This is a genomic window from Akkermansia sp. BCRC 18949 (assembly GCF_045011645.1).
GTDB lineage: Bacteria > Verrucomicrobiota > Verrucomicrobiia > Verrucomicrobiales > Akkermansiaceae > Akkermansia > Akkermansia massiliensis.
The window spans coordinates 2,012,081-2,038,677 of sequence record NZ_CP123619.1; the positions used below are offsets into that span (position 1 = coordinate 2,012,081).

Here is a 26,597-nt window from a genome sequence, read left to right on the forward strand (position 1 = left end):
TAAAGGTTACTGGGCATTGCTGAGGGCGGGAAGAGGCGCGAGCCCTGCCGGAGCTTCCTCATCCGGAACGGCGGTGCCCGGCGTGTAAAGCTGCTTGCCGCCCGGGTCCACCACTTCCGCCTTCACCATGATGATGATGGCCTTGCGCTCTTCCTTGGATCCCTTGGAGCGGAAAAGGCGGCCCACCCAGGGAATATCCCCCAGAATGGGGATTTTATCCTCATACGTGATGGAGGTGGATTTTTTCAAGGCGCCGATGACGAGCGTGCTGCCGGTGGCAATGCGTACCGGAGCGGTCAGGCGGCGCGTGGAGAATACGGGCTGGAGAATGAAGTTGTCGGAAGCCTTCACCATGACGATGTCTTCCTTCGCATTTTTCTCCTGGGAGGCCACGGGGACGAAGAGCGGCGTACCGTAGTTGATGAAGCCGTCAAAGTCCACGATTTCCGGCACTACGGTCATTTCCACGATGGATTTGTCATCGCTGATGCCGGTTACCTCCACGTTGAATACCGTGCCGAGCTGCCTGGTTTCATAGGCGGATGGGTGGGCGGGCGTGATGGGCATGACCGGCAGGCGGTCTCCGCCATCGTCGTCATAGTCGCCCCAGTCGTCTCCGTTATTGTTGTTGCCCGTGCTGTTGGGAACTTCGGGCGGATCGTATTCCGTGGGGTAAATCAGTTCCTTGCCGCTGAAGAAGGTGGCTTTTTCCCCTGGGCGCACAATCACGGAAGGATGCTGCATGATGTCCGTGCCTTTCTTCTGGCTCAGGCCGCGCATGATCATCGTGATGTCCGCCTGGCTCCACATGCCGCGCATGGTGACGATGCTGGGTGCACCGCCGGGAACGTAGGCCACGCCGGTGCTTCTGGCGGAGGAACCGCGCTCAATCATGCCGTCAATGCTGTCTTCCGTAAAAACCTGGTTGCCGGACCTCAGTCCACCCACCACCCCTGCCGGGACGGCGGCTCCGACCACGCTGGCGGCGCTGTCCAGCACAGTGTTGTTGTAGTCATTCTTGTTGGTGCCCGCACCGCCCATGAACCACTTGGAGGGGTCCAGGTTCAGGTTCACGATCCAGTTGAAGCCCAATTCTTCCAGGTCCGTCTGATTGACTTCCAGGAACGTCGCGCTGACAACCACCTGCAGGGGCTGTTCCGCCGTCTTGGACGCCACCAGCTCCTCCAGCATGCTCAAGTCCTTGGGCGTGCCGTGGAAAAGGAGGGTGGAGTTGCCCGAGTTGTATTTGATGAAGCTGCCTTCCGGGAATTTCACGCCCAGGGAGGCCAGCGCCTTCTGCGGGTCCACCCGTTTCAGGGTCATACCGGAAGAACCGGCATCCCCGGAACCGAAGGGATCGGCATTTTCCGAATCGGAGGATTCCGACAGGCCGGAGAAGAAACCCGGAGGAAGGGCAATGGCCTTGGTCACCATGTAGGAGGTGCCGTCAGAACTGGATACCAGCTCCGCGCCAAAGGCGTTCGTGCGCAGAATGAGGCCGGAAGCGCGCGCCACGTATTCCAGGGCGTCGCGGAGCGGCACGTTTTGAAGATTAAGCGTAATTCTCTTGCCGGCGGTCTCCTTGGCTGAAACGCTGTCCGCAGGACCGGGGTCCACGGAAATGTTCACGCCGCGCTCTGCCGTCGTCATGGCCGTTGTATCATGCGTCCTGGCCAGGCTGCGCAGATAGTCCACGGCTTCCTGCACCGTTGCGCCGTCCAGCTGCACGCGGGGCAGACGGATCATGCCCAGCTTCTGGTCCACATTCACCACCGGATTGTCCAGCGGCTGGGAGAAGGAAGCGGGTTCCTCCGGCGTTTCCGTCAGCGGAACGGGCATCTCCCACAGCTTGGAGACGTCCGCCAGGGCGCTGCTCCGGGTTTCATCCCTGGCAGCGTCAAAGTAGGCGGTTCTGGCGCGGTTGACCAGCTCCATGCCGCGCCGCGCCGCCGTGTTGTAAGGGTCCGTCTGGAGGACGGAGGTAAATTCCTTCAGGGCCGCATCATACTGGCCCAGTTCATAATAGCCGTAAGCCAGGCGAAGCAGGCGGTTGACTTCCTCCACGTTCTTGACGTGTTCCGGGGATAGGGCCGGATTCGTGCGAACCGGGTCCCGGGCTATTTCCAGCGTGCGCTTGGCCAGGGCATGGTCCGGCGTGGCTTTCAAGGCATCTTCCAGCAGCTTGACGGCCTCGTCGTAACGCCCCACCTTGATGTATTCCTGCGCCACGGCCACGCTGGCGTCCGCAATGCTGGTTTCCAGAAAACGGCGCCGCTTCTCCATGTTGGGGGACTTGGGCAGCGCGGTCAGGCTCCTGCGGTAATTGTCCAGGGCTTCCTGGTACTTGCCCTCGGAATACAGCTGACGCGCCTGCCCCAGCAGCAGCATGGAAGCCTGGGCCTGCTCTTCCATCCGGGCCGCAGTCCGGCGGGCGGCCCCTGCTCCTTCCTGGGCCAGCCCCTGGCCGGCTCCAATACCGGCAACGGCAAGCGCCAGGGCAATTTGCTGAATGGCAGACATGGAGTGAGGGAAACGTCTAGTCATAGGAATTTCCGGGACTATACCGAATTAAAAACCGCCCGTCATTATAAAAACGCCCAGCAGAGCAAAAAATATCGGAAAGGGCAGCCACACCCCTCCGGAGGGAATGCCCCTTTAAACGGCAGAGAGTTCCAGCACGCCCACATGCCCCGGTTTCAGGGGATGGGGAAGCCCGCGTTCCATCAGTTCCTTCCGGTCAAAAACCCGGTCTTCCCCCTCTCCGGCCATCAGGTTCCTGACACGCACGCGGTCCGTCTGGATGCCGCACCAGCCGAAGGCGTGCTGGGGAATGGAAATGCGGAGGTTGTAGAAGTTGATCTCCGGGGAAAGGTTCCCCACCACCAGCACGGTGGCCCTGGCACGGGCATCATGCCGGAGCATGGCGTACACCCAGTGGCCAGAGGTGTCTTCCGCAGGTTCCCTGCCAAAGGTGGTGTTTTTCATGTTGGCCCAGTTCAGGCCGTAAAAATCCCCGCGGTCCAGCGCCGGATGCTGCATCAGGGGAAGCAGCCGCTGATGAAAGTTCCTCAGCTCCGCGGAGTCCTCCGGCAGCAGAGAGGCGTCAAACCGTCCGTCCGCCACCCAGGGCTGGAGCTGGGGCAGGCAGGTGTAGTCAAAAATGCTGGTGCGGCCGTCATGGCCGCCATAGCCGCCGGGGCTTTCCGCCCGCTCCCCTACTTCCTGCCCGTTGTACACCAGCACGGGACCGCGACCGGACGCGTACACCAGCGTCATGATGGCCGGCAGGACGGTACGCCCCACGCCGCCCCAGGAGAGCGGGGAGCACACGCGCGTTTCATCATGGTTCTCCACATAGCGGACGCCGTTGGTCATGTACTTGGGGTTGCTGCGGAAAAGACGGTCGAAATCGTTGGCCCAGTTATTCTCCGTGTACATGTGGAGCGCCAGATGGTAGCAATCGGAATCGTAAACGGCATTGAACCCGGCTTCCAGCAGCGCGGCGCAGGGATCGCCGGGAGTGGTCTTCATGTGGTCGTTGTACGCCTCCGCCATGAAAAACACGTCAGGCAGACGGACGCGGGAACGGGAAATGGCCCATTTCCAGAAGGCCATGGGGATCATTTGGGCCATGTCGCACCTGAAACCGCCGATGCCCAGGCCCTGCCAGAAGGAAAGGATGTCGTCCATGATGCGCCAGGTCTTGGGCACGTGCTGCTTGGGGCTGGTCCAGTCCGGCAGCAGGCGCAGGGCCGGCAGTCCGGCCATGAAGTTATAGCCGTAGTTGAGTTTGACCGTCTCATACCAGTCATACTTGGTGGGGTTCCATGTCACGGCATTGTTGCCCGTGACGCGGCCAAAGGTCATTTCCCCTTCAAACAGGCCGTCCGGCAGATGCAGGGGGGGGCCGTCCCCCGGGCTGTTGGAGGTCAGGTAAAAGTACCCCTGCTCCGGAGAGAAAAACGTATGGTGGTCGTCCCCTTCTCCAAAATCGTCATGCCCGTCCCAGTCCGCCAGGTACGCGCGGGAAACATGGTTGGGGATAAAGTCGATCAACGGCACCAGCCCCACCGTTCGGCAGCGTTTCACGAGTGCCTTGAATTCCTCCATTCTTTTTTCCGGCGTGGAGGCCAGGTCCGGGTCCACGTCAAAATAATCCACTACCGCATAGGGACTGCCGGCCAGGCCTTTTACGATGGATTCCGGCTGGGCGGGCAGCTCGGGATAGGCCGTCTGCGTGGCGTGCCTCAGCACCCCGGTCAGCCAGATGTGGGTAAAGCCCATCCGGGCTATTTCCCTCAGGGCCTTGTCCGTCACGCCGTTAAAGGTGCCGCACCCGTTCGTCTCCCGGGTCCCCCAGTCCACCCCATGGGTTTCCATGTTGGAGAAATGGCGGACAAACAGTTGATAAATGACCGGGCGCATGAGCTGAAAGGATGAGGTCTTGCGGCCTATAATGCTAACTTTTCCAGGTACTCTGCAAGTGTATTCTGTTCCACCGGGGCAATTTGCCCCAGCATCAGCAGGGCCTCCTTCCTGGTCCGGAGCGTTCCTTCCAACTGGAGCTCCTGCAAACGGGACAGCCATTTCCTGAAATCGGGACCGGGGGGCAGCCCCAGGTCCAGCAGATCGCGCCCGGTCACCAGGGGCGGAGGCACCAGGGGTGCGTCCCGGTAGGAATCCATGGCGTCCCGGACAAACTGCCAGTTGTCCATCAATCCGTTGGAGGAAAGGCAGTCCAGGCGGTGAAGCTCCAGCTCGTCGCTGAAATGCGGAGCGCTCATGAACATCCGCAGGGTGGACTTCTTCATCTGCTGCACGTTCATGAAGCGCATGTGGCGCTCCACCATGGCGCACACCGCATCAATCACGGCATTGGAATACTTCAGTCTCCTTAAAATGTCCCGCGCCATGGAGGAGCCCTCCTTGTCATGACCGGAAAAACGGATGCGCCCCGTTTCATCCACTTGGCGGCAGGGAGGTTTTCCGACATCATGCAGCAGCACGCCCAGGGCCAGCTCCAGAGACACGGGGGCGCCGTCCTTCCCCAGCGCGTCCAGCATCATCAGCGTATGGGCATACACGTCCCCCTCCGGGTGCCACTGGGGAGGCTGCGTGCAGCCGATCATGCCGTATACCTCTGGAATAACATGCTTCATCAGCCCCGTTTCCACCAGCATTTCCACGCCCCGTTTCCTTCCTGAAGACAATAGAATCCGGTCCAGTTCCTCCCGGATGCGCTCCGGCGCGATGCGGGCCAGCAGCGGGGCGTTCCTGCAAATGGCGGCATAAGTTTCCGCTTCCACCCGAACTTCCCTGGTAACGGCGAAACGGACGGCGCGCATCAGCCGGAGGGAGTCCTCCTCAAAACGGCGGTCCGGCTCCCCGATGCACCTCAGCACGCGGGCCCGGATGTCCTCCACGCCTCCCACATAATCCACCACATAACCCGGAGGAACGGAAAACGGATCTTCAAAGAGGCCGTTCATGGTAAAATCACGGCGCCGGGCGTCCTCCTCCGCATCCGTGAAGCAGACGGATTCCGGGCGCCTGCCGTCCCTGTAGCTGCCGTCCCTGCGGAACGTAGCCACTTCAAAGGAGAAACCGCCACGGCGCACCAGCACCACGCCGAAGGCGGCGCCCACTTCCCAGGCGTCCGGGAACAGGCGCAGCACCTCGTCCGGACGGGCGGAGGTGGCAATGTCAATGTCCTTCACGGGATATCCCAGCAGCCTGTCCCGGACGCAGCCTCCCACAAAATACACCGTGTGCCCCGCTCCGGCCAGCACGCGCGCCACAGCCTCCGCGGCCTTTCTCAATGGAATATTTTCCATGGAACAGGCTATTCGGGCATGGGCCGCAGGGGGGAGCGGAAAGAGAAGAGGGCTGCTCCGCACCGGAGGAAGCAGGCGGGGCCGCTGGCCGGGGCGCGGCAGGCTGCGGAACGGAGGGAATGCGCGTATCCGGAGAGTTGATCCTGGCCGGCAGCGGAGCCGGCTTCACGGCGGCGGGGGCGGCCGGGGCCTTTTTCTCGTCCGCCTTTCCATTCTTTTTCCCTTCCAGCTTGCCCATGACCGCGTACAGATTCGCGTCAAACAGCATGTCCGGCGTGCCGCGCATCAGGATTTTCCCCGCAGGGTCCAGCAGGTACACCCGCGGCGTGAGCATCACGCGGTAATCCTTGAACGCCGCCGCCTTTTCATCTACCAGGGAGGGAGTATCCATCTCCAAATTCAGCAGGGCCTTTTTCACGTCCTCACTGTTTCCGGGGGCCACCGGCATGACCGTCAGGCCCGGAAATTCCTTCCGTAGGGAAACGGCCTTTTGCAAAAACTGGACAGAGCGCACATCCCGGGGATCCCAGAAAACCAGCAGCACGGGCTTGTCCCCGGAGGGGACCGTCACTTCCGCGCCCGTGGCGGTGGAAGGCAGGCTTATTTTGGGCCCGGTCTGTCCAATGTTGAGATTGCGTATTTCATACAGCTCTTCCTTCACCAGATTCCGGACCGGAACGGGACCGAAGCTGGAATCATAGCATTTGATGATGGCGTCTTTCAGCAGCTTTCCGCGTGCCGCCACCAGCCTGACGTCATCCTGGAGCATTCCCGTCGTTTCCTTCATCACCATGGCCAGCCCCAGGGCGGACAGCCCCTGGTCTTCCGGAAACTGGTTGTAATCCTTGATTTGTTCCAGAATAACGCGGCAACGCAGGTCGCGGGAGTTGCTCAACGCATACGCCGCTTTTCCCGCTCCCTTTTCCCGGAACAGGGTATTTTCCAGGGAGTCCAGGCAAAGCACGACAATTTTCCTGGCAACGTCTCCGTTGGGGAAAGCCTGCGCCACGGCCTGGGGATGGTCCAGAAACCAAATGACAGCCGGGAGAAGGTAGGGTTTTTGAGTCTCGGGCTTTTGAAGGTCCCTCCCCACCTGCCTCCACAATTCCTGCGCCACCGGAATGGCGTTCGGACGGCTCTCCATCAGTTCCGCTCTTTTTTCATCGCTTTCAGCCGTTTTGAATGCGGATTCCCAGTCGGACTGCCTCATTTGCCAGTCCGCCAGCGCATTCTTCATGCCTGCCTCGTCCGCCGGAGCCCATCCAAGCAGGCTGCATGCACCGGCTATCACGCAAAACGCTCTCTTCATACCCTGCCACTATGCCCTGATGCGTCCCGCTCGTCAATCAAACCCCGCGGCAAAACGCCTCCTATTCTTCCTTCCCCGCTTCCTTCCAGCCGTTTACGGCGCGGAACGCGCCATCCGGAGACGAACAAACCCCGGCGAATCCCTTCGCCGGGGCTGCTGTTCAACTAACTACCTATGAAGACGGTTGAGTCCTTAAGTGGATGAAGTGCTCTCTCTTTCACTGCATCCGGATCATAACCGTTATGGGTGAGACAGCCGGGCGGGAAATATGTTCAAACATTCCTTCTTTTGTATGACACAAGGTCCGCCCCCCTCCTGCGGGGGCAAAAAAGCGGCTGCGGAATTCCTTCCGCAGCCGCTCCAACTAACTACCTATGAAATCAGGGTCGTTCCTGGTGATTCGGAAGGCTCTCGTTCCTTCTTTATCGAACACCCCTGTCCATTCAGCATACTTGCATGAACCAAACGCTCAAGATTTTTCTTTCCTTTTCATGCAAAAAGCCCGGTTCCCCGCCGCCTTACGCCGCCACGAAGTTCCGTTCGTCATTAGTCAGGGCCCGCACCTGCACGGCCATGAACCTCATTTCATTAAGCATGTTCAGATAAAGGAGGGAGGAACGGGTGCGCGTCTGGTTGCGCTGGGCGCGCTTGATCTGGCGCTTGGTGGCCTTTGCCACCAGTTGAAGGAGCTGTTCCTGGGCCACCATGGTATAGTCGAACTGGATGTACGTTCCCGTCTGGAGCATCTTGCAGTATTCATCCAGAAGCTTCATGAGAGCGGTATGCACCTCCTTCAAGTCGTCCACCTGGTCAATCGTGAACGGCGTGTGGTTGTTGTCCACATACGTGAAGATGGACTCGGAAAACTGCGCCAGGCTCTGCGTGGCTTCGTTCAAATGCTCCAGGGCCTGCACGAAGTGGTAGCCCATGTCCAGGGAACGGGACTGCATCTTGTACAGGATGGGGAGAATGTCATACTTGTGGTGCTCGCTGCTGGTCAGGGCCAGGCGTTCCGCGGCGTCCGCCAGCTCTTTCAGGGCCTTCCGGTCCCCCTGGAAGAAGTTTTCCACGGTGTCATTGTAGATTTCCCGCAGCTTGAGCGTGCTGTCCACGACCTGATGGCTGCACACGTCCAGAATGTTTTCCTCCGTAATCTGGTCAAAACGCTCTACGGAAAGCTTGTTCTCCCGCTTGCGGTGCATGATGGTGGATTTCACCAGGATGACGACCACCAGGGCCAGCAGCCCGAAGATGGCGTACACCTGCCCGTAGTGCAGGACGGTCGCCATGACGGCGGCCAGCGTGAAGGCGGCCAGGCCGGTCATGAACCAGCCGGAGATTACGGTCAGTACGCCGGTCACGCGGTAAACCGCGCTTTCCCTGCCCCACGCCTTGTCCGCCAGGGAGGAACCCATGGCTACCATGAACGTCACGTATGTGGTGGAAAGGGGGAGCTGCTTGCCCGTGGCCCACGCGATCAGCAGGGAAGCCACCGTCAGGTTCACCGTGGCGCGGATCAGGTCAAAGGCCACGCGGTCCTTGGGGTTCAGTGGCTGCGGGGCAGCATCCCACTGATGGTTCATGCGCACCAGCATGCGGGCGGGGATAAGCTTTTTCACCCCGCGCCCCAGCGCGATGGCGCTGCGCACGATGGCGCGGGCGGGGGGAACGGAGCCGAAGCGTTCAATGCCTCCTTCACCCTGCCGGGAAAGCTCCACGCCGGTGGCGATCACCGTCTTCGCCTTCTTGGAGAACCACAGCGCAAAAATCATCATGCATCCGGCGGCAAAAAGAATGTAATGGTTCACCGGAACGCCCTGTCCGGGCATCAGGCATTCCATGGCGGTGATGGAGGAGGCGGAGCCGCCGGCCTCCACTACGCCTGTGGCGTACTGGAAGGAATCCAGGCCGCCCATGAACACGCCGATGAAGTTCACGAGGTCGTTGCCCGCAAAGGCCAGGGCCAGGGAGAAGGTGCCGGCCAGCACGGTCAGGCGCAGGATGTTCGTCATGAACAGGTGCTGGAGCAGGAACATGAGCACGGAAAAACCGCCGAAGGCCACCAGCAGGGCCATGCCCAGGTTCTGGTCAATGTATTGAATGAAGGAAGGCTCCATCAGAGTTGATTCCTTCAAGCCCTTGAACACGGCAAAGTAGGCCACCGCCGTCATGGCGATGCCGCACCAGAAGCAGCCGAACCACTTGAAGCGGGACTGGTATTTGAACGTAAACGCCAGGCGGGAAACCCACATGACGATGGTGCCCACCGTGAAGGCGATGGCTACGGAAAGGAGAATGCCGGTGACGATTTCAAACGCCTTGTCCGTATTGATGAAGTCCCACACGGACTGCGTCATGTGAAGCTTGGAAATCTTGAACAGGGCCGTCGCCACGGCGGAGCCCAGAATGCCGAACACCAGGGAAACGGTGGTGGACGTGGGAAGGCCGAAGGTATTGAAGGTATCCAGGAGTATCACCTCGCTGATCATCACCCCCAGGAAGAGCAGCATCACTTCGTGGTAACTGAACATGTTCGGGTGAAAAATACCGTTGCGGGCCACCTCCATCATGCCGCCGGAGAAGCAGGCGCCCACCAGCACGCCGATGGAAGCCACGGTCAGGATCACCCGCACGGGGGCGGCCTTGGAACCAATGGCGGAGTTGAGGAAGTTGACGGCGTCATTCGCTACGCCGTTGATCAGGTCAAATGCCGCCAGAAGCAGCAGGGCTACGATGATAATCCAGTAAATTGAGTCCATAACTGTCTCTTGTGAATGGTGGGCGGAGGGCGTCCGCGAGCTGCACCACCGCCTCTTTACACGGAAACGGACGATTTTGCTACTGTTTTGTTACAGAAAAATCCTTTCGCCTTCTCAACGGGAACGGGGGAGGAAATCCAGCTCTTCAGGATCGGGCCAGCGGTGCCGGGGATAGCGCCCCGCCAGGTCTTTTTTCATCTGGCCGTAGCCGTTCCGCCAGAAGCTTTCCAGGGAACCCGTCACCTGCCAAGGCCTCTGGCTGGGGGCCAATACCTCCACCTTCACGGTCACGGAGCCGTTGGCAATGCGCGGAGACGCCGCCACGCCGAACAGCCGCTGCACCGTAAGGCCGATCACAGGCGTGGAATCCTCCCCGTACCTCACTTTCGCGTGCTGGCCGTTGGTCAGCGTGAGGCTCACCGGAGCGTAATCGTCCAGCGCCTTCGCCTGCCAGCCGGAGAGCCAGTCCCGGAGCACGGGAATGATCTCCCTCTCCTTGATGTCCTTGTAGCCCACGGCTCCCTCGCAAACCAGGGAGATGGCTACCAGCTTGTCTTCCTCTGAAAAACGGGGGAGTTCCAGTTCCGGCATCCAGACGCTTAAACCGTTCAGGCGGCGTATCCACTGCTCCACGGCGTCATCCCATTTCACCAGCTTCAAGGTTCCGTCCACTACCTTTTCCGCCAGAATGGGGGCGGCCAGCTCCGGCGGAGCGTCCCCGCGGTCCCGGTCTTCCAGCACCAGGTCTTCATACATCAGTCTCCGGTGCAGGCGCACGCGGCGCAGCGCGGCGTCAAAGACGGCCGCCTCCCCGCCGGAAAAACGCTCCGGCCGGACGGCGCGCAGCTCCTCCGGGTCAATGAGCGTACAGCGGCCCACACGGGTTTCCACCGCCTTTCCGGACAACTCCGCCACCTCCGCCGCCACAAAATGCTCCCCGTGGAACGCCACGCTGCCTTCCGCCAGCCTGCCCCCCACGCCGCCGGCCATGCGGCACGTGTTGGCGGCCACTCCGTTCCGGACGCCCACATGGTCCGCAAAGCTCTCCATCATGGCGCGAACCACGGCAGGCCGCGCCGCCGTGAAATCCGGCTCCGGCATTTCCCGGGATTTCCCCCGGCTGCCGATGGACAAAAGCTGCCGGTACGCCATCCACACTTCCCGCGCCCCGCGGGCGGAAATGCCCCAGCGGGTGCACGCCCCCGCCTCAAACCCGGCGTCCACAGCCTTTTCCACCGCGCGCCACTCCGCCTGAAAATCCGTATAGTCCGCAGAATCGCGCAGGTTGTCGTTCAAGCCGCCCTTCATCGCTACGCCCTCCCCCTGCATCAGGGCCGCAATGGCGGCAAGCTCCACCACGCACTGTTCATCCTGCCCGGCCGCCATCAGGCGCGCCAGCCGCGGCGGCAGAGGAAAAGCGGTCATCCTTCTTCCCACGTCCGTCAGGCTCCCGTCCGCCTCCGTAGCTCCCAGGGCGGCCAGCAGGTTCACGGCCCGCTGCATCACCAGGGGGTCCGGCGCATCCAGCCAGCGGAACCCTTCCGGAGCGGTTATGCCCCACGCGGCCAGATTCAGCACGGCCCCCGCCAGATCCACCCGGAAACATTCGGGCGGATCAAAATCCGCCTTCCGCGCCTGCTCCGCCTCACTCCACAACCGGAAGCAGCGGCCCGGAGCCACGCGCCCGGCACGGCCCGCGCGCTGGGCGGCGGACGCCTTGGAAATCTTCGTCAGGTGCAGCGTATCCATGCCCCTGTAAGGGTCCCAGCCGGACCGGCGCACCAGACCGGAATCAATCACCGTGCGCACCCCCTCAATCGTCAGGGAGGTTTCCGCTACATTGGTGGAAACGATGACGCGGGGATTTTTCCCCTGCTCCACGGCGCGATTCTGCTGTTCCGGGGTCAACGCTCCGTAAAGAGGAAAAACGTCCCGGCCGCCCATCCACGGCCTGCCTGCCAGCAACTCCGCCGTTTTCCGGATTTCATACACGCCCGGCATGAATACCAGCACGTCCCCGCAGCCGTCATCCTTCACCGCCTCCTTCACGGCGTCCGCCGCCTGCTCCCATACCGGAGGGGGGGATACCCTGCCGCGGCCATCGCTGACCAGCCGGGGAGCCCGGTAAACGGTTTCTACGGGATACTGCCTTCCGTGCGCCTCCAGCACCCGGCAGGAGGCGCCCATGTAATCCCGCAGGCCGGATATTTCCAGCGTGGCGGACATCACCGCCACGGCCATGTCCGGGCGCGGGCCTTCCTGCAAGTCCAATACGCGCCCCAGGGACAAATCCCCGGAGAGGCTCCGTTCGTGAAACTCATCAAACACCACGGCGCTCACCCCTTCCAGGGCGGGTCGCTCCGTCAGCCAGCGTTCCAGCATGCCGTCCGTCACATACGCAATGCGGGTGCGGGGGGAAATGTGCCGTTCAAAGCGCACCACATACCCCACTTCCTTCCCCAGCTCCACTCCGCGCAGCCGGGCCACGTGGCGCGCCAGCAGGCGCGCGGCCATCCGGCGGGGCTGAACGACGACGATCAGGCCGCGTTCCCCCAGCCCGGCGTCATCCATCATGGGGGGAACGCCGGTAGACTTGCCGGAGCCCGTGGGCGCTTTCAGCAGAATGCGCGGAGAGGGGGCTTGCAGCGCGTCCAGCAATTCTCCGCGGATTTCCTCAATGGGAAGGGAGGGGGAATCCATACCGGGTTACAGGGGAATCCGTTCATGCCCGGGCCGTTCAACCGATGCAGGCCAGCAGGAACCAGAAGAACGGCACGGTAAAGGAAGGACTGTCAATCAAATCAAAAATGCCGCCTATCCCCGGCAGCAGGGAGCCGGAATCCTTGATGGCCAGGCTGCGCTTCACCAGGGAGCCCGCCAGGTCCCCGTAAACGGACAGCAGGAAAATGAAGGAGACGCAGCCCACCAGCACCAGCATCTGGGGCATGGACAGGACGGAGACCCTGAACATCGGGAAAACCAGCCCGATGGCCGCCGCATTCGTCAGCACCCAGGAACCGAGGATGCCCTCCCACGTCTTCTTGGGGCTGATGTGGGGAATGAGCCTGCGTGAAAAAATGCGGCCTCCCAGCAGGAACCCGCTGACATAGGCAAAAATGTCCGCCATCTTCGTCACCAGAATGACCCATAGCACGCACATGACGATGGACGGATAAACATACCCTACCCTCATATAGGCCAGATGCAGGGCCAGAATGGCAAAGGCGAACAGCCAGCCGGGATAAATGAAGGAAAGCAGCGTGGTCCCGACGGAACGGAGTGCCCGGCTTCCCACCACCGGATACTTCATTTCACGGATAAAGGAAATCACGACCAGAAGGACCGGGGCGGCAAGCGCCACCAGAAGAGGAAGGGGAATCAGGAACGGGGCATTCTCCGTAGGGGCGATTTCCCGGAACTTGGTCACGTAGCACGCCCAGGACAGCAGCACGGGATACGCCGCGCCGAAAAGAAAGCTCAGGTTCGGCTGGGAGGCTTTTCTGGAACGCAGCAGCATGTGCCTCCATTCCCAGGAGGCCAGGATGCAGAAGATGCAGACCAGCCCGTAATACCCAAGTTCACGGTCCCACCACAGGGCCCCCGCCAGCAAACCCAGCAGAACCACGGTGCTGAATGAACGCTGCAGCAGAACGCCCATTTTGCTTCCGGAAGGCTTCTTGTCCTGGTTCGGTGTTCTCATCATCACGCGAAGTGTACAGAAAACCTCCGTGACCTCAATCCTGAAATGCTCCTTTCCCCGCGGCGGCCATACTGGAAACATCCGCGCCCCGTCCGGCCCTCCCCCGCCGCTGACAAGGAAGGAATGCCTTCCCCGCTCCGGGAGAAATGCGGCGGCGGAAAAAGAAAAAGGCTGCCGTCAAGCGGGCGGCGCTACGGCGCACGGGAAAAAGCCTCCGGAAACCGCGTTCTCCTTCCTGTACGGCCCCAATATGACAAATGCCGGACTTCCGCACAGAATTTCAAACTTTATGGTGTATTTGTCCACTAATGAATTTGCCTCTTTCTTCCTCTCTCCTGCGCCCTGCATCCGCAGAGGATTGCAACCCCGCCGGATGCCGTTCCTTCCGGACGGACGGGGGTTCTTCCGCCCTCCGGCAGTCCCTTTCCCCCTTCCGGAAACCCGGCGCGTAAAATAGCGTCATGTGGACGTTTTATAAGATAGACAATCACCTACAAATCAGTAACACTCACATCCCAGCACTAGCTTTTTTTCCCTGATGGAGAAAACCGCACCCTTTTCCGTTATGAACATGCACTCATTCCGTTGGATTCGACTTACAGCATTCTCGGCCCTGGCCGCAGCCGCCATCACCTCCTGCGCCTCCGCGGCCACGGACTTCAACCAGGTGGGCAAGCAAATGTCCCTCCTGCTCCAGAACTTCCACTTCTCCCGCAAGGAATTCAGCGACGAACTGTCCGGAAAATTCCTGGAAACCTACCTGCGCAAGGTAGATCCCAACAAGATATTTTTCACCCAGCAGGACGTGGACGCCCTCAAGAAGAAATACGGCAGGGAACTGGACGACTACCTGATGTCCGGCCAGATGATGGACGCGGCCCAGGCCATGCACGCCCTGTACCGGCAGCGCGCCATGCAGCGCATCGCCTATGCGCGGGACCTGCTGAAAAAAGGCGGCTTTACCTTTGACAAGGACCGGTCCATTGAACGCTCCCGCCGCAAGACCGCCGCGTGGCCCAAGGATGAGGCGGAAATGCAGCAGGTCTGGAAAGACATGGTGGAGGAACAGCTCCTGTCTGAAATCCTGCGCCGTGAAACCGTGGCGCGCCTGGCGAAGGAACAGAACAAGCCCGACCCGCTGGCCAATGAAAAGCCTGCGGAGGAAAAACTGCTCATGCGTTATGAACGCATCCAGCGCAACATTCAGGAAACGGACCTGGAAGACGTGGCGGAAACCCTGCTCAGCGCAGTAGCCATGACCTATGACCCGCACACGGACTACATGGGCGCCCGCCAGGTGGACCGCTTCAAGATTTCCATGGGCACGGAGCTCACCGGCATCGGCGCCCTGCTGGGCAGTGAAGACGACGGCTCCACCAAAATCACGGGTATCGTCGTGGGCGGTCCGGCTGACAAATCCGGAGAGCTCAAGCTGAACGACCGCATCGTGGCCATTGACTCCAACAACTCCGGAGAAATGGTGGACATCCTGTTCCTGAAGCTGGACAAGGTGGTGGACATGATCCGCGGGGCTGAAAACACCCAGATGCGCCTGAAGGTGGAACCGGCGGACGCTCCCGGACAGGCCAAGATCATCACGCTGACCCGCTCCAAGGTGCCGTTGAAGGACGAACTCGCCAAAGGCGAAATCATCGAACTCACCGGAGCGCCGGAAGGGCAGAACCGCATCGGCGTGCTGAGCCTTCCCTCCTTCTATGCGGACATGGAAGGCGGCGACCGCCGCTGCGCCAAGGACGTCAAAAAAATCCTGGAACGGATGAACAAGGAAAACGTGGACGGCCTGGTCATTGACCTGCGCAGCAACGGCGGCGGTTCCCTGGAGGAAGTGCGCCTGATGACGGGCTTCTTTACCGGGAACGGCCCCGTGGTGCAGATCAAGGACACCCGGGGCAACGTGGACATCAAATCCGCCCACAACCGCCAGAAGCTTTTCAACGGCCCCATTGTGGTGCTCATCAACAAGCTCAGCGCCTCCGCCTCTGAAATTCTGGCCGCGGCCCTCCAGGACTACGGCCGCGCCGTGATCGTGGGGGATGACTCCACCTTCGGGAAGGGTTCCGTGCAGCAGCCGGTGGACATCGGCCAGTACCTGCCCTTCTTTGCAGCCAGGGACCGTGCCGGCCTGCTGAAAGTCACCACCCAGAAATTCTACCGCGTGGCAGGCGGCTCCACCCAGCTCAAGGGCGTGGAGAGCGACATTCAGCTTCCCACCGCTACGGCGGCGTTTGAACTGGGGGAAGACATTCTGGACTACGCGATGCCCTATGACCAGATCACGCCCTGCACCAATTACAAAAAGGACTCCTCCATCACGGCCATGCTGCCCGCATTGAAGGAAGCCAGCGCGAAGCGCGTGGAAAAAGACCGCGACCTCCAGATTGCCAGGGAAGACATCGCCATGATGAAGCAGCGCATCAAGGACAACAAGCTCTCCCTGAACAAGAAGACGCGGGAACAGGAAAACTCCACGCTGGAAGAGCGCCGCAAATCCATCAACAAGGAACGCAAGGGCCGCTTTGCGGAAATGGCCAAGGAAGACGCCACCAAGTACAAGATTTACCGCCTGACGCTGGACGACGTCAACGCCAAGGAGCTTCCCCTGGCGGACCCGGACAAGGACAACGAACAGTTCATGCACCTGGCGGAAGACCCCACGGCGGAACTGGACGACTCCCCGGAATATCCCTCCGGCCTTGACCCGGAACTCCGCGAAGGCATCAACATCGTCCAGGACATGTTGAAGCTGGAATCCTCCGGAAAATAACGGTCCCTTCCCCATTCCTTCCCCCTCGCCCCGGTTTCCTCCAGGAACCGGGGCCCTTTTTTCCGGGGTAAAAGGCGGCCGCCGCTCCTTCCGGAACGTGCCGGAATGAATCCGGGACTTGCCAGCCGGGGTGAAATAAGGCAGTATCTTTGCCCGTCAGCAATGAGCACCATCATGAATACGACATATAAAATTGCCATCGGCGCGGACCACGCCGGAGTCGACCTCAAGGAAACCGTAGTAGAACTCCTCAAGGCATGGGGCCATGAAGTGACCGACATGGGTACCATGACCAAGAATTCCTGCGATTATTCCGACTACGCCAATGAAGTCGCAAGCAGCATTGCTGACGGTACCAACGACCGCGGCATCCTCATCTGCCGGTCCGGCATCGGCATGAGCATCGCCGCCAACCGCTGGGTGGGCGTGCGCGCCGCCCTCTGCCGCACGGCCCCCGCCGCGGCCCTTTCCCGCCAGCACAACGATTCCAACCTGCTGTGCCTGGCCTCCGCCTATGTGGACAATGAAAGCGTGGAAGACGTGCTGGACGCATGGCTGCACGCGGACTTTGAAGGCGGCCGCCATGAACGCCGCGTCGTCAAATCCTCCGGCAGCCCCCTGCAATGGACGGACCCCGAACTGGCCGCGTTCATCCAGGAGGAAGGCCGCCGCGAAAGCAACAACATTGAGCTGATCGCCTCTGAAAACTTCGCCTCCCCCTCCGTCCGGGAAGCCCAGGGCTCCCTGCTGACCAACAAATACGCGGAAGGCTATCCTGGCAAGCGCTGGTACGGCGGCTGCGAGGTAGTGGACAAGGTGGAACAGCTTGCCATTGACCGCGTGCTGAAAATCTTCGGCGGGGACCATGCCAACGTGCAGCCCCACTCCGGCTCCCAGGCCAACATGGCCGTTTACTTCTCCGTATTGAAGCCCGGCGACACCATTCTTACGATGGACCTTTCCCACGGCGGCCACCTCACCCACGGCCACCGCGCGAACTTCTCCGGCAAGCTGTACAACGTAGTTCACTACGGCGTATCCCAGGAAACGGAAGCCATCGACTATGACGCGCTGGAAAAACTGGCCCTGGAAGTGAAGCCGCAGATGATCACGGCCGGAGCCAGCGCCTATTCCCGCACGATCGACTTTGAACGCATGGGCCAGATCGCCAAGGCCTGCGGCGCCTACCTGTTCGTGGACATGGCCCATATCGCGGGCCTGGTGGCCGGCGGACAGCATCCGAACCCGGTTCCCTATGCGGACTTCGTCTCCTCCACCACGCACAAATCCCTGCGCGGCCCGCGCGGCGGCTTCGTAATCTGCAAGGAGGAATACGCCAAGAAGCTTGACGCCGCCGTCTTCCCCGGCATGCAGGGCGGCCCTCTCATGCACGTGATTGCCGCTAAGGCGGCCTGCTTCGGGGAAGCGCTGAAACCCGAATTCAAGGACTATGCGGCCCAGGTCGTGAAAAACGCCAGGGCCATGGCGGCCAAAATGGCGGAACTCGGCTTCCGCGTCGTCTCCAACGGCACGGACAACCACGTATTCATGGTGGACCTCCGCAACAAGGGCATCAACGGGGCGGACGCGCAGGAAGCCCTGGACCGCGTGGGCATCACCGTGAACAAGAATGCCATCCCGTTTGACACGGGTTCCCCCATGAAGCCCTCCGGCATCCGCATCGGTACGCCCGCCGTGACCACCCGCGGCATGAAGGAAAAAGACGTGGAACAGGTAGCGGAATTCATTGCCCGCGCCCTGGCCCTGTACGTAGGCGACCAGGTCTGCCCGAACCCGGACGGCTTCGCCCAGCTCAAGGAGGAAGTCTCCGCTTTCAACCGCAACTTCCGCCTGCCTCACTAATCAAATTGCTTTTTCACGTTCAAGCCGTCCCATTGCTGGCAATGGGACGGCTTGCGTTTTTCACAAGAAAAGAGGGAAGTGCCGGGAGCTGCTTCAAGGAGCATCCCTTTCCGCGTTCAACTCCCTCCGGTACACTAGCGAGGATCTGCCGGAATGTTTCCCCCACCCCCTGTAGCCGCCATATAACAGGCGGCTACATCGGCAATGCCATGGCCGTTGGAAAGGGGCGCGTTCTGCCTGGGGATGCGGTACCGGCCGCCCACCAATCCTCCGCCATACGTACTGACCGGATCACAGCAAGTGGTTATATGGTCCAAGACGCCGGCAGCGGCCGCCAAACGGTCTGCACCCAGCGCCTGCAAGGAATTACCGGACAATCCCGCAGCATTCACCGCGACGCCGCCAACCGGGAGAGGAGACCCTACATTGGCCGCCACCCCGAATTGGGCCATGCCGCCGCCCAGGGAATGCCCGGTGGCCTGCAAGGACACTATTCCCGGCACATGATTCAACAAATGGCGAATCAGTCCCGCCGCCCTAACGTAGCAAATGTCACAGGAATACAACTGGAAAATATCCGTCAATACATTGGGAACCAAGACACCCCAATGTCCCGTATCCGTCCCCCGGAAGGCAACATAAATGTTATTGCCCGAGCACTTGATGTAGGCATTAAACCCATGGCGCACATGTACATGCCCACTAACGGGATCGTACCCGGTTGCACCGCCAAAAGGAGAGAAGGCATGATTCAGGGAGGACAATGGAACGCCTGGCAGAAGGGCTGCGTCCGGATGCGGCGCCATTCCCATCAGATACCCTCCGGCTCCCGGATCAAGGTAGGCATACCGGGAAAAAGTGATCCAAGTGGGAATGCGGGCAGGATAATGCGTATTGTCCCTGTAATGGAGGCGGCAACTTATCACCGCCGTCACAATGCCGGCCAATATCTGGACCAGAGCGGAATGCCGGGTCAGAGGCAACCCCGAAAGTCTTTCCATGATATAATTATAATGAGGAAGCGCCGCATGGCCTTCCTGAACGAGAAAGGCATCCAGCCTGCGCCTTCCATCCTGGCGGGAAAAATACCTGGTTGCTATAAAGTCAAACAAGTGCCTGAGATGAAGTAATGGAGTCATGGTATTTATCGAATTGAATTTTGAATATAATTCAGCACATCACGTTCTTCATCCGTCAGCGTGCCGCCCAATTGCTCTTTTCTGGACAAAATCTCCCGGGAGAACAGGAGAGCGTCCTGGTATAGAGACGCGATCTGGTTCTGTTCCAGTTGGTCCAGGGCTTCAAACCCCTTCAGCTTGCCCAATTGGGTTTCCACCCATTTCCTGATTTCCCGTTCGCCGGGTTCAGGCGCAGAGTTCGTAAACTTCTCCCATTCCTCCAGCCAGGTATTCGGGATTTCCACTTCAGACAGAGCCTGGAGCACTTGCTGCTCCAGATCATCCAGCTTGCCTTCCAGCCGTTCCATTTTTTCCAGGAACTGCTTTTCATCCGATTCCGGAAAATGGAAGGATGAATCATTATTGTTCTCGTCAGACATGATGTTTCAACATGGGTTGCGGTTTGCCGCCGCATCCGGAAAGGACGCGTCCAGCGGCAAACGCTGCACGAATACCCTGGCCTCCCGCGTCCGGAAAGAAAACAGGGGCTTTCCCAATACGGGGAACCATCATTCACAACAGCCATGCGCGCCTTTCAGCGGCATGGAAAAAACCGGCATGAACAAATGCCGTTTATACCGCCACCGTGCGGCCGCAGCTTCCGGCTACTTCCCTTCCCCTCCCAAACGGCTCTCCATGGACAGCAAGGTGCACTTGGCGGCAAGCCATGCGTCCCGGCCCTTGAGAACCATCATTTTATCTCCCACGCTGGAAGCATAGGCCTTTTCCGCATCCCGAAAGAGCTGCTCCAGATACTTGACCAGTTCCTTCTGGACGGCGATGGCTTCTTTCAGAGATCCGGCGTTGTTTCGGCGGAATTCCAGCAAGTTCAAGTTGGCCCGGGTCACTTCCTCCCAGGGAACCATGCCGGACTTGTACTGTTCCTGCGCCAGTTCAGCCATGCTGGATAAAAGCTGTTCCCTTTCCTTGAGAAGGGATTTCAAGGTTTCTTCCGCCGGGGAAACGGCCGAAAAGCAGGCGAAACAAAGTATGATCAGGGTAGTTTTCATTACTCCCCTTTTATCCCCTCCCTTCATTCTGTCAAGATGGAAAGGAACGTATCGCTTTGAAACAAAGAAGCTCTCGAAGATGAAAAACAGCGCGGCACGGACAAACATAGCCACCTCCGGAAAGAATCCCCAACCGGGAATTCTTTCCTTTTATCCCGCCTTTCTCCTTCTTCCGGGGCCGCTCATACGCCGCCGGCCTTCCGGACCGGGGCCGACCATTCCTTGCCGCTTACATCCGTCAGCACTACGGAAAGAGGACCTTCCGGAACCGCAGAAAGCGCGGCGGGGAGTGTTACGCCGGCCCTGGCCCCCAGCGGAACGACCAGCCCGAAGGCGCCCGGCTTGACCTTTGCCAGATAAGCGTTCTCCATAGCGGAGGGGGGAAGCGCGGAAAGCTGGTCCGCCTCCATTTTCCACAGGGTGTTGCCCTGGCCGTCCGTCAGCCTGATGCGGACGAGGAAGGAGCCGTAGGTATCCACGCCTTCCGTGCGGAATACGTTGAAGCGCAATTCCTGCCCGGACAGGGAGGCCCCGCTGACTTCCAGCAGGGGCTTCACGGATTTGTTATGGAGCGGCCCCCATACGCCGCCATGAAAGAACTGGTTGGTTCCTAGCGTGACCAGCATCATGAACACGGCTCCCCAGATGGAAACGCGGGCCATGCGGCCGTATCCCAGCGGCAGCGGACCGGACCCCACCCAGGCAAACAGGGAGGAACGGCGCGCGCAGCACGGAAGTTTGGAAAGCCTGCCGTCCAGCGAACAGGAACCGCCCCCGGTCAGGAACAGGAGCAGTCCGGCGCACATGCCCAGAATGCCTATCTGCCATTCGTCCAGGCAAGTGGTTCCCAGCCAGCCGGAACCCAGCAGAATGCCCAGCGCCAGGCAGAAAACGCCCACGCTCGCCAGGCGCGTCAGCAGCCCCAGCATGAGCATCAGCCCCACCAGGAATTCAATGATGGTAAACGCCACCATGAACCACCAGAGTTCGGACGGGTGCGTCACCAGATATTCAATGACCGGCTTGATTCCCAGCGCATTAGGAAGGAAGTGGTTGAATTTGACGCCGATGTATCCCGGATCATCCGGAATCAGCTTGTTTTCCAGCACCAGGCGGCGCCAGAACGCGGAGAAGTACGTCCAGCCTACTACCAGACGCAGAGGGAGGGCCATTACGGCAGCCCAGCGGTAGGCTTCAGGCTGCACGGCGGAATCATGGGAATGTTCTTCTTTCATCTGGTCAAATTCTTCAGTATTCCGCCATCCTATTTCCGTCGGAAAAAAATCAAAGGATAAAATGCCCGGTCCGTGACAGCGGACGCGTCAAAGATTTACCGGGAGGCCATGCCGTCCCACACCGGGAAGTAATAATGCAGGGAGGGCGCGGGTTCATTCAGCAGGCGGTAGTGCCACCATTCCGGAGAATAGTTGGCGAACCCCTGCTTTTCAAAAGCCTTTTTCAGAATCATCCGGTTCCGGTGCTGGGCCGGGGTTACCAGCGCGGTGTCCGTAGCGGAACTGGGGTCCAGCAAGTCATGATGGCCGCCCATGTCCACGGGCTTTCCGGTTTTGGCATACAGCAGGGAGACGTCCACAGCCACGCCGCGTGAATGTTCCGAGAAGTCGCGCACGTAGTGGTCCCCGAACACCTTGGCCTTGTCAATGTTCGGGTAATACCGGGCTTTCATCTTCTGGTCTCCGGCGTCCGCGCCCCATTTGCAAATGTCCAGCACGGCGGTGTGGGGGCGGTAGGCGTCATAGATTTCCAGCAGGTAGCCCTGCCTGTACAGGTCTTCCGAGACTTTTTTCAGGGCGTGCGCCGTCTGGGTGCGCAGGATGGCGCGCCTGCCGTGGTAGCCGTCCAGCGGACGCCCCACGAAATTGTCATACCCGGCATACTTCAGGTTGGTCTTCACCAGCGGGGCCACCTGGTCCACGTACACAAAGCCCGGCTGCATCACGGGCTGGAGGGGCTGGTTGAAAGAGGGCTTGAATTCCCCGCTGCCTGAGCAGGAAGCCAGTAAAATGAAAATGCCGCATGCCGCGGCCACGCAGGTCTTCATGACCACGGAGCGTAGCACGGCATGCGGCGCAAATCCGGTCAGGATTCCGTCATTTCCAGGAATCCCTTGATCTTGCTGATGCGCGTGGGATGGCGCAGCTTGCGGAGGGCCTTGGCCTCAATCTGGCGGATGCGTTCCCGCGTGACGCTGAACTGGCGCCCCACTTCCTCCAGGGTGCGGGGGCTGCCGTCCCGGAGGCCGAAGCGCTGTTCAATAACCTCGCGCTCGCGGTCCGTAAGGGTGTCCAGCACATCCTTGATTTTCTCTTTCAGGAAGGAGAAGGAGGCTTCCTCCATGGGATTTTCCGCCGCCTTGTCTTCAATGAAGTCACCAAAGGAGGTGTCGTCGGAATCCCCTACGGGGGCTTGCAGGGAAATGGGCTGCTGGGCCATTTTCAGCACGGAACGCACGCGTTCCACGGGCAGGTGGATTTCCTCCGCGATTTCCTCCGGCGTAGGTTCACGGCCGTATTCCTGCACCAGCTGTTTCTGAACGCGCATCAGCTTGTTGATGGTTTCAATCATGTGCACGGGAATGCGGATGGTGCGGGCCTGGTCCGCAATGGAGCGGGTGATGGCCTGGCGGATCCACCAGGTGGCATACGTGGAGAATTTGTAGCCGCGGCGGTATTCGAACTTTTCCACCGCCTTCATCAGGCCCATGTTGCCCTCCTGAATGAGGTCCAGGAAGGAAAGGCCGCGGTTGGTGTACTTCTTGGCAATGGAAATGACCAGGCGCAGGTTGGCTTCCACCATCTCGTCCTTGGCCCGGCGGGCTTCGCGGAGCCACTTGCGGAGCTCCTGATAGGCTTCCCCCATTTCATCCGCAGTCATCCACATGCGCAGTTCCAGTTCCGCAAGGTGTTCCTTGAGCTCCTTGTTGGACGGGTCCTGGGCTACCTTCTTCTGCATGCGGAGCACGCGGTCGCGGGCCTCGTCAATCATGGAGCAGAAATCCTCAATCACCTTGTGCTTGAAGTACAGGCGGCCGAAGAGCTTCACCAGAACGCCGGTGATCTTGTCAAACTCCGCCTGGCGGGCCTTCACGGACTTGGCGGCCTCCTTGCTGCGGTACAGCTTGCGGAAGGCGCTGGAAGCGTCCTGATGGGTCTGCTGGATTTGGGCGCAGAGCTGGGCCAGCCCCTTCATGTAGCGTTCGCGGGAGTCGATCTTCTTGTCAAGGATGACGCGGTCAAAGCGTTCCTCGTTGTCCAGCAGGCGGTAGGCCACGTCCAGATAGGCGTTCGCAATGAAGCCGAAGCGGTGCACGCAGCGCTGGACGTTCTGTTCCGCATCCTCAATCCTCTTGGAGATGGCCACTTCCTCTTCACGGGTGAGCAGGGAAACCTGGCCCATCTGCTTCAGGTACATGCGGACGGGGTCGTCCAGAATGTCCATCTTGGCTTCAAGCTTTTCCTCCTCGTCTTCTTCCTCCGTGTTGATGCGGGTGCGGTCCGTGTAGCTGTCCACGTCGGACGCGTCAATGATGTCAAACGCCATGCTGCGCAGGCGGTCCATGATGGCCTCATAGTCCTGCTGGTCAACGATGTCGTTGGGAAGGGAGTCATTGATGTCGTCAAAAGTCAGGTAGCCCTGCTCCTTGGCGAGCTTGATCAGTTCACGGATTTTTTCCTGGATTTCCGGGGCGTCAATCGGATTCGTGACCTTGCGGCTGGCGGCCCTCTTGCGTTCCTCTTCCAGGATTTCGCTCAACTTCTTGGGAGCTTCCGCCTTAGCGGCAGGCTTGGAGGCCTTCTTTTCGGCGGGTTTCTTTTCCGCCGGCTTGGCAGGAGCCTTCTTGGCGGCGGGAGCGGCGGCTTTCTTGGCCGGTGCGGCCGCGGGCGCCTTTGCCGGAGCCTTTTTGGCGGGTACTGCGGCCTTCCCGGCGGCAGGGGCCGGAGACGCCTTTTTCACCGGGGCTTTCTTTTCCGCTGCGGGCTTGGCGGCAACGGGCTTTTTAGCCGCCGGAGCGGCGGCCTTGGCGGGGGCTTTTTTGGCAGGGGCTGCCTTGGAAGTGGTTTTGGAAGTTTTTGCGGCAGGCTTGGATGCTACTTTTTCCTTGGATTCAGAAGCTTTTTTGCTGGCGGAAGTCTTCTTGGGAGAAGAGGAGGATGGGTCACCGGATTTGGACATATCTTGAAAAGAAGAGGGCACAATTCACCATTATATCAATACCCGGAGGTATCGAGGCACTACATTGTACCCAGCAAACGCTTCAAGTCAACACTAAGTTTGGATAATTCCAGCCTTCTGGCGGCGTCCGTGGAGGGGTCCGCCAATTCCGCCATCAGGGACGCGATATGCCTTTCCAGGGCCGCCTTCGCAATGCCGGAGCAGGCTTCCTGGACGCTCCGGTCCACATCGGGGATGGGCACCGGGTCCAGGTTCAGCAGGTTCAGGGCATCCCGTTCCGGCTGTGGCAGGGACGCCAGAAAAGCCTGAATGGCCGCGGGACTGTCCGGAGAAGGAAGCCGTGCCAGGATTTTTTTCAGGATCCCCCCCCCTTGCAGCATCCGCATCGGCTCCAGCAATTCTTCAATACGGTCCACGATGAGCCCCTGGGCACGGGCGTTCTGGAGGGACAACTCGCAAAGCACGGCCACGGCGCGGTCCATCTTCACGGGGGGCTGCGTCTGAGAAACTTCCGCAGCCGCCGCACGGTCCGCGGACTGTGCCTGTTCCCTTCCCTTGCGGCGTCCGGCCGTCCTGACGGCACTCCGCAGGTCATTCACGGTCGTGCGCATCCTGGTGGCGACGTCCGCCGTTGCCAGGTCGCGGGCCACGGGGTCGCTCATGCAGGCCAGCAGAGCCGTCATCTCACGGGCAAAGGCGGCGCTGGCGGCGGCGTCAGTCAGCAGGCCGCGTTCCTTGGCGCGTTCAATGCGGACCTCAAAGAAAGGACGGGCCTGCTCCACCATCTCTGAAAACGCTTCCTTCCCTTCCCTCTTCATGAAGGAGTCCGGATCGTCCCCCTCCGGAAGATTCACCAGGTAAACATCCTTGCCGAATGGGGCCAGCTCCCGGAAGGCGCGGTCCGCCGCCGCCATGCCCGCCTTGTCCGCGTCAAAACAAACGACAATGCGGGAGGCATAGCGTGAAAGCGTTCTGGCGTGCTCCGGCGTGAACGCCGTTCCCAGGGGAGCCACGGCAAAGGAAATGCTAGCCTCATGGCAGGCGATGACGTCAAGCTGCCCTTCGCACAGCAGGGCCTTGCCGCTCTTCCCCATGGGACCGCGCGCCCTGTCCAGGGCAAACACCACATCCCCTTTCTTGAAAATGGACGTTTCCGGGGAGTTGACGTACTTGCCCACGTTTTCCTGGGGCCGCAGAATTCGTCCGGAGAACGCCACGCATTCCCCGTACACATTGTTAATGGGGAACATCAGCCTGTCCCGGAACCGGGCGTACAGGTCCCCGCGCTCTCCGCGGTTGGCAAGGCCGGAATCTATCAAAACCTGGTCCGGAAACCCCTCCTTACGCGCCCAGGCCAGGAACTCCCGTGAAGAATCAGGAGCCCAGCCCACCTGCCAGCGCTTCGCCATGTCCGCCCCGTATCCGCGGGAATTCAGGTAGGCCCTGGCCTCCGCCGCCTTCGGGGAGCGGAGCAGGAGCCTGTGAAAAAACTCGGCCGCCTTCTTATGGGCCACCAGCAGGGCCGTGCGCGCCTTGCGCCGCTTTTCCTCCGCGGCGTCATACACTTCCTCCACCAGGGTAATGCCGGCTTTTTCCGCCAGCCGCCGCACGGTATCCGCAAAGCCCAGGTTTTCCATCTTCATCACGAAGGTGATGGCGGATCCCCCTTCCCCGCAGCCGAAGCATTTGAAGTTCTGCCGGGTCTGGTCCACGATGAAGGAAGGCGTCTTCTCATTATGGAACGGGCAGCACGCCTTCCACCGGGACCCGGCCCTTTTCAGGGAAAGATAGGAACCCACCACATCTACAATGTCAGTGGCTTCCAGAACGCGCCGGATGCTGTCTTCATCAATCCTTCCCATAAGGCGCGGCCAGTCTATCACAGCCCCGCCGGGTGCACAAGAAGACAGAATCAGGACGCCATTCACAGGAAAACAGGGGGAGGAAACAACCGGGCGCGCACTG

17 protein-coding genes are annotated in these 26,597 nt (G+C 60.4%); 3 read left to right on the top strand and 14 right to left on the bottom strand.

The annotated features are described in order from the left end of the window. Positions 1-6: 6 nt before the first annotated feature. From P8A25_RS08435 to P8A25_RS08465, 7 genes are all read right to left on the bottom strand, one after another. A complete protein-coding gene (locus P8A25_RS08435) occupies positions 7-2,520 on the bottom strand; it encodes an Amuc_1098 family type IV pilus outer membrane protein (RefSeq protein WP_180970941.1) in 2,514 nt (837 codons plus the stop codon). Between the two features lie 135 nt (positions 2,521-2,655). Continuing rightward, the gene (locus P8A25_RS08440) at positions 2,656-4,425 is read right to left on the bottom strand and encodes an alpha-amylase family glycosyl hydrolase (RefSeq protein WP_215442272.1); all 1,770 of its coding nucleotides are present in this window, start codon (positions 4,423-4,425) and stop codon (positions 2,656-2,658) included. A 26-nt stretch (positions 4,426-4,451) separates the two neighbouring features. Beyond that, complete coding sequence (locus tag P8A25_RS08445) at positions 4,452-5,798, bottom strand: CCA tRNA nucleotidyltransferase (RefSeq protein WP_404838805.1); 1,347 nt, start codon at positions 5,796-5,798, stop codon at positions 4,452-4,454. Next, positions 5,704-7,071 (bottom strand): TlpA family protein disulfide reductase, encoded by a 1,368-nt coding sequence (locus tag P8A25_RS08450; protein ID WP_404838655.1) that lies wholly within the window; start codon positions 7,069-7,071, stop codon positions 5,704-5,706. Before P8A25_RS08450 ends, P8A25_RS08445 begins: the two co-directional genes overlap by 95 nt. Positions 7,072-7,661: 590 nt before the next feature. After that, a complete protein-coding gene (locus tag P8A25_RS08455) occupies positions 7,662-9,902 on the bottom strand; it encodes an inorganic phosphate transporter (RefSeq protein WP_102722810.1) in 2,241 nt (746 codons plus the stop codon). A gap of 114 nt (positions 9,903-10,016) precedes the next feature. Further along, on the bottom strand, positions 10,017-12,602 hold the full coding sequence (hrpB, locus tag P8A25_RS08460; RefSeq protein WP_215442271.1) for an ATP-dependent helicase HrpB: 2,586 nt from the start codon (positions 12,600-12,602) through the stop codon (positions 10,017-10,019). A gap of 37 nt (positions 12,603-12,639) precedes the next feature. Continuing rightward, complete coding sequence (locus P8A25_RS08465; protein WP_180973745.1) at positions 12,640-13,605, bottom strand: phosphatidate cytidylyltransferase; 966 nt, start codon at positions 13,603-13,605, stop codon at positions 12,640-12,642. Between the two features lie 562 nt (positions 13,606-14,167). On the opposite strand from P8A25_RS08465, the gene P8A25_RS08470 reads away from it, so the two are divergent. Next, positions 14,168-16,387: a carboxy terminal-processing peptidase gene (locus P8A25_RS08470; RefSeq protein WP_251841015.1), complete on the top strand. Its 2,220-nt coding sequence runs from the start codon at positions 14,168-14,170 to the stop codon at positions 16,385-16,387. 174 nt (positions 16,388-16,561) lie between these two features. Further along, positions 16,562-18,250, top strand: a complete 1,689-nt coding sequence (gene rpiB, locus P8A25_RS08475; protein ID WP_275539869.1) for a ribose 5-phosphate isomerase B — start codon at positions 16,562-16,564, stop codon at positions 18,248-18,250. 134 nt (positions 18,251-18,384) lie between these two features. Here the strand turns inward: rpiB and P8A25_RS08480 are convergent, their stop codons facing one another. Next, positions 18,385-18,741: a hypothetical protein gene (locus P8A25_RS08480; RefSeq protein ID WP_404838656.1), complete on the bottom strand. Its 357-nt coding sequence runs from the start codon at positions 18,739-18,741 to the stop codon at positions 18,385-18,387. Between the two features lie 12 nt (positions 18,742-18,753). Here P8A25_RS08480 and P8A25_RS08485 point away from each other — a divergent pair, with 12 nt between their 5' ends. Then, a complete protein-coding gene (locus P8A25_RS08485) occupies positions 18,754-19,380 on the top strand; it encodes a hypothetical protein (RefSeq protein WP_404838657.1) in 627 nt (208 codons plus the stop codon). A 14-nt stretch (positions 19,381-19,394) separates the two neighbouring features. Here the strand turns inward: P8A25_RS08485 and P8A25_RS08490 are convergent, their stop codons facing one another. The 6 genes from P8A25_RS08490 to dnaG form a co-directional block, all read right to left on the bottom strand. Then, positions 19,395-19,808, bottom strand: a complete 414-nt coding sequence (locus P8A25_RS08490; RefSeq protein WP_102729422.1) for a hypothetical protein — start codon at positions 19,806-19,808, stop codon at positions 19,395-19,397. A gap of 225 nt (positions 19,809-20,033) precedes the next feature. Next, positions 20,034-20,438 (bottom strand): hypothetical protein, encoded by a 405-nt coding sequence (locus P8A25_RS08495; protein ID WP_215442268.1) that lies wholly within the window; start codon positions 20,436-20,438, stop codon positions 20,034-20,036. A 182-nt stretch (positions 20,439-20,620) separates the two neighbouring features. Next, positions 20,621-21,673: a TQO small subunit DoxD gene (locus tag P8A25_RS08500; RefSeq protein ID WP_022396684.1), complete on the bottom strand. Its 1,053-nt coding sequence runs from the start codon at positions 21,671-21,673 to the stop codon at positions 20,621-20,623. Positions 21,674-21,768: 95 nt separating this feature from the next. After that, positions 21,769-22,500, bottom strand: coding sequence for a M15 family metallopeptidase (locus tag P8A25_RS08505; protein ID WP_022396683.1), 732 nt, complete (start codon positions 22,498-22,500; stop codon positions 21,769-21,771). A gap of 38 nt (positions 22,501-22,538) precedes the next feature. Continuing rightward, complete coding sequence (gene rpoD, locus P8A25_RS08510; RefSeq protein ID WP_102728279.1) at positions 22,539-24,632, bottom strand: RNA polymerase sigma factor RpoD; 2,094 nt, start codon at positions 24,630-24,632, stop codon at positions 22,539-22,541. Between the two features lie 59 nt (positions 24,633-24,691). Next, positions 24,692-26,494: a DNA primase gene (gene dnaG / locus P8A25_RS08515; RefSeq protein ID WP_215442267.1), complete on the bottom strand. Its 1,803-nt coding sequence runs from the start codon at positions 26,492-26,494 to the stop codon at positions 24,692-24,694. Between the last annotated feature and the right edge of the window lie 103 nt (positions 26,495-26,597).